Here is an 8,705-nt window from a genome sequence, read left to right on the forward strand (position 1 = left end):
AATATGCAGTGGAACTGTTTCCATCCACTGTTCTAATGCGAATACCTTCTTTTCTATGCCTTTATCAAATCATGTAAAATTTATGCGATAGCTGAAGGAATCCCTATGAATTCCCATTCCTCATCAGGCTGTAACGCTTTACCTCAATGCTTATGCATGTAATACTGAGCTACAAAGCTGCTGAATGATTGATAAACACCTTTTGCACAGGACGCTTTTCTTGAATTCCGGCTTATCCGTGCTTTCGCTGTAAAGCTCTGTGTATCCATTTTTCAATTTCCACGATTGGAATGATGGAGACAGACATGACCAGCGCAACAGCAAATTCCGCAACGGAAATATGTTCAAACGCAAACAGCTCGGATAAAACAGGAATATAGATGACCGCAATCGTCAGGAAAAGTGCACACACGACAGAACCGATGAGATACAGGTTCTGTTTTTTCATATGCACAACGGACTGCTTCAGGGAACGCATATTGAATGCGTGAAACATTTCTGTCATCGACATGGTCAGAAATGCCATGGTCATACCGTCTGCACTCTGTGTGATTTCCCAGACACCGGCTTCCATAAAATGACCGACAATATAGGAAAAAAGGGTAATCAGTGTAATAGCACAGCCCTGAAATATGATTTGCATGTGCAGGCCGTTGGCAAACAGCCCTTCACTTCTAGGACGCGGAGGCCGCCGCATCAGATCCTCATCCCCCTCCTCCATGCCCAGCGCGAGAGCAGGAAAGGTATCCGTCAGCAGATTGACCCATAGAATATGCACAGGCTTTAATATCGTAAATCCTATCATCGTGGCAAGGAATATGGAAAGCACCTCACTAATATTGCTGGATAGCAGAAACTGAATGGCCTTACGGATATTATCATAAATCCTACGCCCTTCCTGAACTGCCGACACGATCGTCGCAAAATTATCATCCGCAAGCACCATATCTGCCACATTCTTTGTAACATCAGTTCCTGTGATTCCCATACCGACACCGATATTTGCACGCTTGATGGCGGGAGCATCGTTAACACCATCTCCGCTCATCGCAACAACATATCCCCTGGATTTCCATGCATCCACAATACGTACCTTATGCTCCGGCTTTACACGGGCATATACAAATGTCTGATCAATGCGGGCAGTCAGCTCCTCCTGTGACAGCGTATCCAGTGTACTGCCGCTCATCGCCTGTGAGGTATCCGTTATGATAGTAAGCGATTTCGCAATTGCCACCGCAGTATCAATGTGATCACCGGTAATCATGACCGGACGGATGCCAGCCTTACGGCACTGGGCGATTGCCGGCTTTACCTCCTCACGTACCGGATCCATCATGCCGCACAGACCGAGAAATACCAGACCGGACTCTGCTGTTTCCATATCTGTTTCAATATGCTCATTCCATTTGCAGGCAGCACATAGTACACGCAAAGCACGATCTGCCATGCGTTTATTCATCCGGTTCAGCTCTTCGCGATCCTCTTCCCGCATCGGTTCTATTTTCTGATTGCGCCAAATGCCCGTACAGCGCTGTAAAACAACATCCATCGCTCCTTTGGTGAATTGCAGAACAACACCGTCAGACTGCCTGTGCATCGTGGTCATCATCTTGCGCTGGGAATCAAACGGAAATTCATGAATACGCGGATACTTCTGCATTTCCTCATTGATATGAAACAGCGTTTCCCCATATGCGCTCAGCGCAACCTCTGTAGGCTCTCCCTGCATGGTTCCATCCGCATGCACCTGCGTATCATTGCACAGGCTCATTGCCAGTGCAAGCAGACGCTCATCATCACCGAAATGCTCCACCACCTGCATACGGTTCTGTGTCAGGGTACCGGTTTTATCCGAACAGATTACCTGTGTACAGCCCAGTGTTTCCACAGCGGTCAGCTGTCGTATGACTGCATTGCGCTTTGCCATGCGCGTCACACCGATTGCAAGCTGCACCGTTACTACCGCCGCAAGGCCCTCCGGAATAGCCGCAACAGCAAGGGAAACAGCCAGCATGAAGGTATCCAATAAAGATTCTGCACGCAAATCACCATGACGTAACAGCTCAAACAGAAACATAAAAGCACAGATTGCCAAAACCAGAAGACTCAGCAGTTTGGAAAGCCGGTTCAGCTTCTGCTGCAGAGGTGTTGCTTCCTCTCTGCTTACCAGAATCGCATCTGCAATCTTTCCCATTTCTGTATGCATACCGGTTGCAGTGATCACTGCACGTCCTCTGCCATATACCACACTGCTTCCCATATAGACCATATTTCTGCGATCACCCAGCGGTGGATTGTCTTCCTGCAAAGCCTCTGTTTGCTTTTCCACCGGAAGGGATTCACCACTCAGGGCAGACTCCTCCACCTTCAGGCTGGCACATTCCAGAATCCTGCCATCTGCCGGTACGGCATCTCCAGCCTCCAGTACGATTACATCCCCGGGAACAAGGTCTTCACTTGCGGTAACCCGTATCTCACCATTTCGCACGACCTTGCAGGCAGGCGCATTCATGTGCTTTAAAGCTTCTATCGCCGCCTCCGCTTTTCCCTCCTGATACAAGCCGAGCATCGCATTTACCATGACGACAAACAGGATGATAAAGGTATCCGCATAGGATTCATGTGCATATGCGGAGGTGATTCCGGAAATGAGCGCAGCCCCAAGCAGTACGATGATCATCGGATTGGAAAGCTGCCTGGCCAGCCGTTTCAAAAGGGATGCTTTTTTTTCTTCCTGTAATTTATTCAGACCAAATACGCTGCTTCGTTCCTGTGCCTGTGCTTCACTCAATCCATGCATGCTGCTGTGCTGTTCCTGTAATGCTTCTTCCACTGTTCTCTGATAAGCTTCCATAGTACCGCCTCCATTGAAAAAAACTCCCATACAGCTGTGCTGTATAGGAATTGTACGTTTATTCAGCCAGCCTGTGACTTCATACGATGCAGATATCCGTAAATCGCGATTCCTTTCTGCATTTATTTTTCATGGTTATCTCTACCTGTATTGTAAAGCATACAGACCCTTCTGTAAACAGCCCCTTTTGCAATTCGGACAAAGTCATGAAATTGTCTAGCGAAACAGCGTCCCCTCCTCGAAGATTCCCCACACAGCCTGTGGATCTGTCTGTGTTTTCTGTATGGAAAATACCACCTGTGCATCCTGAAAGGTAAAGCTTCCATTTCCCTGTGTTCCATATCCGTCATCCGAAAAGCTGAATGATGCTGTATCACCGTTTCGCTGCGCAGTGCCGGAAATAGTGGCAACCTGCTGCGCATCCTCCGGATTCAGACTTGTCAGAGTATAGGAAAAGGTGGTATCTGTTACATCGGATATTACAAGTGTACTGTGATTTCCACTATACGTTCCGGCGATATCCTCCTGTTTCTGCGGCTTTTCTTCCTGTTGCGGAGTCTGCCCGTTGACACCACCACGGGTAAAGATGTCCTTATTATACGGACCACAGTAAATCGTTTGTCCCTCATACTTCAGCTGATTGCTGCTTCGAATCGCAAAGGTATAGGTCCCCTGTGTACTGGTTGCTTTGATGCTGTGATCCGAAATGCTCCACGTTCCACTCACATCCTGCATTCCCTCACAGCTGTTTTGTGTGAAAACAAAGGAACCATCGCTCCTGAGTACAATTGCAGATGCAGCACCGTTATGAGCATTTTCGTCCGTAAAGGTACCTGCCATATCCTCCATACGGTATTCCTGCTTCTGTGAAAAGAGCTCATCTCCGTATTTCCAGTAAAGGAATCCGCCTCCAGCCGCCAGACCAGCCACAAGCAGCAACAGGACCAGAGCCAGCGGCCATGTCCTTCGTTTTTTGACAACGGTTTGCTTCTTTGTTTTATGATCGGTTCTATGCTTTGTCTTCCGCTTGGTCTTTTTTCTGGTTTTGCCTTTCTTCGCCTTCTGTTTCTTATTCTTTTGATCAGAAGACTTTGACTCCCTCTGCTTTTTCATGACTGATCGCTCCTTCGCATCAATCAGCTCGCTGCTGTCAACCTGAAAAAGCTGGGCAAGTCGCTCCAGCTGTTCCTCATCCGGAACACGGATGCCTGCCTCCCAATCGAGTAACTCCTCCTGCTCTATACGCATATATGCAGCAAGCCGCTGCACGCTGATTTCATATTCCATGCGCAGCTTTTTAATATTTTTACCAGACATATGGTTTCACTTCCTATCTTATGCTAGTATTATCCCCGACACGGAAGAAGAAAGTCAAGAAAACCGACAGAATCGTAAGAATCTGATAATAGAAAAAAAGACTCCTTTTATTCATAAATATAAGGAATCATGAGCATTTCAACAAGATTCGCATCCTTATGGTCTTCAAAGGTACGATATACAAGCCGCTGAAAGACAGGACCTTTCTGAATGAGGTGTTCTCTTTGAAAAAAGGTACGGATGCGCTCCCGGGTTAAAGCTGAACGCTTATCATTATGTTCAAACGCATAGATAACCACAGCACACCCCGGCAGATATGAGAAGCCGAATTCCTCACTCACTCCAATTTCAGCAGCACAATCTTCATAAATGCCAAATCCGCAGATCCTTTTACGGTCATCGTCTTCTTCCTTTGAGATAAGGGCACATTGGAAAAACATATCCGCATTTTTCTGAAACAGATTAAATTGGATGGAATCGTTCGCATCCTCCTTGATGTTCAAACAGTCCTCCTGTGAAATAAAGAAGATACCCGGTCTTTGGATATAAATACAGTTGTACAGACAATAGGCCGTCATTTTCAATACGCTGATATAGTGGTCCAGGTTCATCAGCTTCTGCTGCAGCCGCTGTATCTCCTGCACATAATCATTGCGCTTCTGCTGTACCATTTCACGATGCGTCTGTACATTGCCGCGTAGAATATTTTCACGTATATTGGATAGCGAAATTCCCATATGAGAAAACCGCTGAATATATAGCAGCTGATCAATCTGTTCACTTGTATAATAGCGATAATTCGTTTCCGGATCTTTGAAGGGTACAATCAGCCCCAGTCGTTCATAGTGCCGAATCGCCTCTGGTGTCACCCCCATGATTTTTGCAATCTTTCCGATTTTATATTGCATATCATCACCCCGCCCTTTGTATTATACTATACAAAAGGAATTTGTAAACAGGGATTTTAAGAATACGAAAATGTCTGTCTCAATTTTGCCATACCACTTTTATAGAATCCGATTTTTCCTGTCTTTGGCTGCTTTAACGGCTGTTGATGAAATCGCATATATGAATTCAGATGATGCGTGAATGCCAAGGTACCTTGTGGATGTAACCATATATTCAGCACAGTTTTAACCGGGTTCTATGATAGATAAATCTGCTATTCCGGATGGCCATGTATCTGACAGCTGTTTTATATTGCATTGGATACGTACACATTCCTTGGAAGGAATGCAAAAATCTTTGTAAAGTATAAGCAAAGGATATGCAAAGCAGAGGTTGTTCATCAGAATGAATAGAAATCAAGAGACCATATATACGCACGCCGTCATAAGGATGCTGTTAAAATTTCCATATATTTCTATATTTTGATTACGATATGTTATTCTGCAAGATTTATTTTGTATATTTCATGTTTTATATATAATATGAATACGAAACATGTTATAATCAAAGTGCAGAGATCATAAAGAAAAATATCATAGAGCATGTGTACAGCAGAAGGCAGGAAATCGATTGCCTGTAGCAGTTAGGATAAAGCATGTATGCCGATCAGAAAGATGTTCTGTCGTACAGCATGTCATCATACAATGCTAAATAGAGCGATTGCACAAGCGGATCATGCAAAATGAGAAATACTAGGAGGAAAAAACTATGGCAGAGGAATTTAGAAGAATATGGTCATTCATTGAAAAAGCGGAGCCGGCACAGGAGATGCTGTCTGTTCTGGTACCTGGTGAAGAGATTCTGCAGTGCTATAAGACAAATCGAGATATGTCAGCACTGATGAACAAAAGAATCATTATTTTTGACAGACAGGGTCTTACCGGAAAGAAAATCGAGATTTATTCCATTCCTTGTCGTTCTATTGATATGTGGTCTACAGAGAATGCAGGGAAATTATTTGATATCGATGCCGAGCTGGAGCTGTGGACAAAAGCCGGACATTTCAAAATCAATGTGGATAAAAAGTGTAACATCCGTGAATTTGATACCATCTTGGGAAACGCGATACTGGATTAGTTCTTACTTATATCTTATGTTAGCATGAAAATATACCAAAGCTTTGATATCGTTTATATGACGATATCTTTTTTATCATGCTGTGTTCCTATGTTTAAAAAAATCGGGCAGGTAAAGGTTTTATCGTATGTAACGGATGGAAGACCATCCGCTGGTATCAGTCAAAGGCAGGGTTGCACTGATAATAGTTTTCCGCATCCAGCTGACTCTGAACATAGGCAAGTGCTTCTCCAAACCTCTGGAAGTGTACGATTTCACGTTCTCTTAAAAAACGCAGGGGGGCAATGACATCGGGGTCACTGGCAGCCCGTATCAGATTTTCATAGGTTGTCCGTGCTTTCTGTTCTGCTGCCATGTCCTCAAACAAATCAGTAAGCGGATCGCCTTTGGATTGGTAATATGCAGCAGTAAATGGTGCTCCGCTGGCTGCCTGTGTCCATATGCCGGTTGTATGGTCAACATAATATGCATCAAATCCACCTGCTTTTATTTCCTCGACACTGAGATTTCTGGTCAGCTGATACAGGATTGCGGATACCATTTCCAAATGAGCAAGCTCGTGAGTACCTAAAAGTTATCCGTCTGTAGAAACAGCTGCTTATTGGTGTACGAATACCGTAGATACAAGAGTATCTATTGTGTAGTGCGATATAACTATAAAGACCAATATGCATAATTAAATTTATTATTTTCATAGTAATAAATAAAAATACCTATATAGATAACAGGTTACTATATATTTTTTAATGACACATCGCAATCGCCTTTGCATAGTTTATATCGGAGGTGAGTGAAATGACAGGCACATTAACAATTGAAACTATGGAAGCAAACGGTGCTCCTGTTAATCAGGCAGCTATAAGAGTGTATGAGAGAACAGACAGTGCTTCTAACTTTATAATGGGATGTTATACCGATGAAAAGGGACTAAGTGAACCTATTACTCTCCCTACCCCAGACAGCACACATTCCTTGCATAGCATTCCACAGGCGTGTCCTTATGCACAATATGATGTACAAGTCATAAAAGATGATTTTGACAAAGAAATAATCAACGGTGTACAGATATTTCCTAACACAAATTCTACTTTGACCGTTATTATGCAATGCTGTAATGGCAGGACACCAAAGACAAACACAATTGATATAGAGCATCACGAATTATATGATAAATGAATAGATACAAACAATGCTACTCTCCACATTGGAGAGTAGCAAAATGAGAGTGAACAAATATACATTAAGTTTTAGCGCAAGTTACCAATTAGATCCGCATCGAGCATTCCTCATGCAGCGTACAAATTGACGTGCACAGCGATTTTCTCTACAGTGTTGACGCATTGTACTGCGAGCTACTCGTTCTGCTTCATTCAATGCGTTTGTACCATAATCATCATCGCATCTACAATTTCTATCACTATCGAATCTGTCAAAATCATAATCGTTAAAGTCATAAGCATTACATTCACATCTGTTACACATATATATTTCCTCCTTACGTGTTATTGAGATACATCTGCGTATCTCAATATATGATATGGAGGAATTAGATGCCTAATTAGGCTTATTATAATACTTATTGATAAAAGATTAAACGTCTGATTACCATTAATTAAAAGACCACCATTAAGGTGGTCAAGTGCCGCAAAATACTGCCTAGGTATCCCTTTCTTTTTAATGGGCGGCAACGTAATCATTATATACCTCAATCAACTATTTGTAAATACATTGATACTATTTTATTAAATGTTATAAAACTTTACAAAAAAACCGGTATAGAACCGGTTCCCCATCTTTTTAGATGGACAGCATAAAGATACCTAGGCAGAAGCATATAATTATGCCAATATCATTCTATCATATTTCCTCCGTATGTAAATTCTAAATTATTTAATTTTTCTTAATTTTAATCCGATAATAAAAAGCCGGCTATAAGCTGGCTTTTGTCCCATTGTCACTGCATAAACTGTATGAAAGAGTGACTACGAAATTATATAGCATTCCTTCAAAAATTGCAAATCATTATCGTAGTAAAATATTGGAAGTTCCATGTTTAACAAAAAAAGCCGACATAAAGCCGGCTTATCGTCCTCATGAACAAATAATGGGGAAAAAGGGCGATACAATCATTAAGTGATTGCTTATATACTATACTACTTATATGTTGAAATGTAAATAAAAAAGCCACTCTCTTGTGTGGAGAGTAGCTAATTAAGTAAACCTAAATTTGAATCAACTGTAAAATCGTTATCTTTCTCAACTTGTTCTATATCTTGCCGGGTAAAATCCTTAAATTTGTTAAATAGCTTAACTATAATCAATATAATAAAGAATTGTATTTTTGATTTCATACCATTAATCTTGCATTTTAAAGGCGACCTTACTGTTGCTATCTTATGATTCATTTCTCTCACATCATCAAATAAATCAATAACGCCCTTATCCTTACACTCTTCAATTTCATTAAACAACTGTATACTTTTACACAAAGGTACCAAATCAGATA

The 8,705-nt window shown here is 42.2% G+C and carries 7 protein-coding genes and 1 pseudogene; 2 read left to right on the plus strand and 6 right to left on the minus strand.

The features are described from left to right. Positions 1-232: 232 nt before the first annotated feature. The 3 genes from KSZ58_RS05230 to KSZ58_RS05240 all read right to left on the minus strand — a co-directional run bounded on the left by KSZ58_RS05230 (position 233) and on the right by KSZ58_RS05240 (position 5,082). Positions 233-2,857, minus strand: a complete 2,625-nt coding sequence (locus KSZ58_RS05230) for a calcium-translocating P-type ATPase, PMCA-type (RefSeq protein ID WP_008816622.1) — start codon at positions 2,855-2,857, stop codon at positions 233-235. A gap of 216 nt (positions 2,858-3,073) precedes the next feature. Then, positions 3,074-4,174 carry a helix-turn-helix domain-containing protein gene (locus KSZ58_RS05235; RefSeq protein WP_009270604.1) on the minus strand — a complete coding sequence of 367 codons (1,101 nt, stop codon included), beginning with the start codon at positions 4,172-4,174 and terminating at the stop codon, positions 3,074-3,076. Positions 4,175-4,281: 107 nt separating this feature from the next. Next, the gene (locus tag KSZ58_RS05240) at positions 4,282-5,082 is read right to left on the minus strand and encodes a MerR family transcriptional regulator (protein ID WP_008816620.1); all 801 of its coding nucleotides are present in this window, start codon (positions 5,080-5,082) and stop codon (positions 4,282-4,284) included. 748 nt (positions 5,083-5,830) lie between these two features. On the opposite strand from KSZ58_RS05240, the gene KSZ58_RS05245 reads away from it, so the two are divergent. Beyond that, positions 5,831-6,199, plus strand: a complete 369-nt coding sequence (locus KSZ58_RS05245) for a PH domain-containing protein (RefSeq protein WP_217752633.1) — start codon at positions 5,831-5,833, stop codon at positions 6,197-6,199. Between the two features lie 157 nt (positions 6,200-6,356). Here the strand turns inward: KSZ58_RS05245 and KSZ58_RS05250 are convergent. Further along, a pseudogene (locus KSZ58_RS05250) lies at positions 6,357-6,770 on the minus strand (manganese catalase family protein); the annotation flags it as partial. A 224-nt stretch (positions 6,771-6,994) separates the two neighbouring features. Between KSZ58_RS05250 and KSZ58_RS05255 the strand changes: the two are divergent. Next, the gene (locus KSZ58_RS05255) at positions 6,995-7,375 is read left to right on the plus strand and encodes a hypothetical protein (RefSeq protein ID WP_008728368.1); all 381 of its coding nucleotides are present in this window, start codon (positions 6,995-6,997) and stop codon (positions 7,373-7,375) included. Between the two features lie 81 nt (positions 7,376-7,456). Here KSZ58_RS05255 and KSZ58_RS22595 read toward each other — a convergent pair whose 3' ends face one another. Then, on the minus strand, positions 7,457-7,681 hold the full coding sequence (locus KSZ58_RS22595) for a hypothetical protein (protein ID WP_008817701.1): 225 nt from the start codon (positions 7,679-7,681) through the stop codon (positions 7,457-7,459). Positions 7,682-8,406: 725 nt separating this feature from the next. Then, positions 8,407-8,705, minus strand: a 299-nt coding sequence (locus KSZ58_RS05260) for a hypothetical protein (protein ID WP_374102559.1), incomplete at its 5' end; no start/stop codon positions are given.

This window comes from Erysipelatoclostridium sp. DFI.2.3 (assembly GCF_019132535.1).
Classification (GTDB): Bacteria; Bacillota_I; Bacilli_A; order Erysipelotrichales; family Erysipelotrichaceae; genus Clostridium_AQ; species Clostridium_AQ innocuum.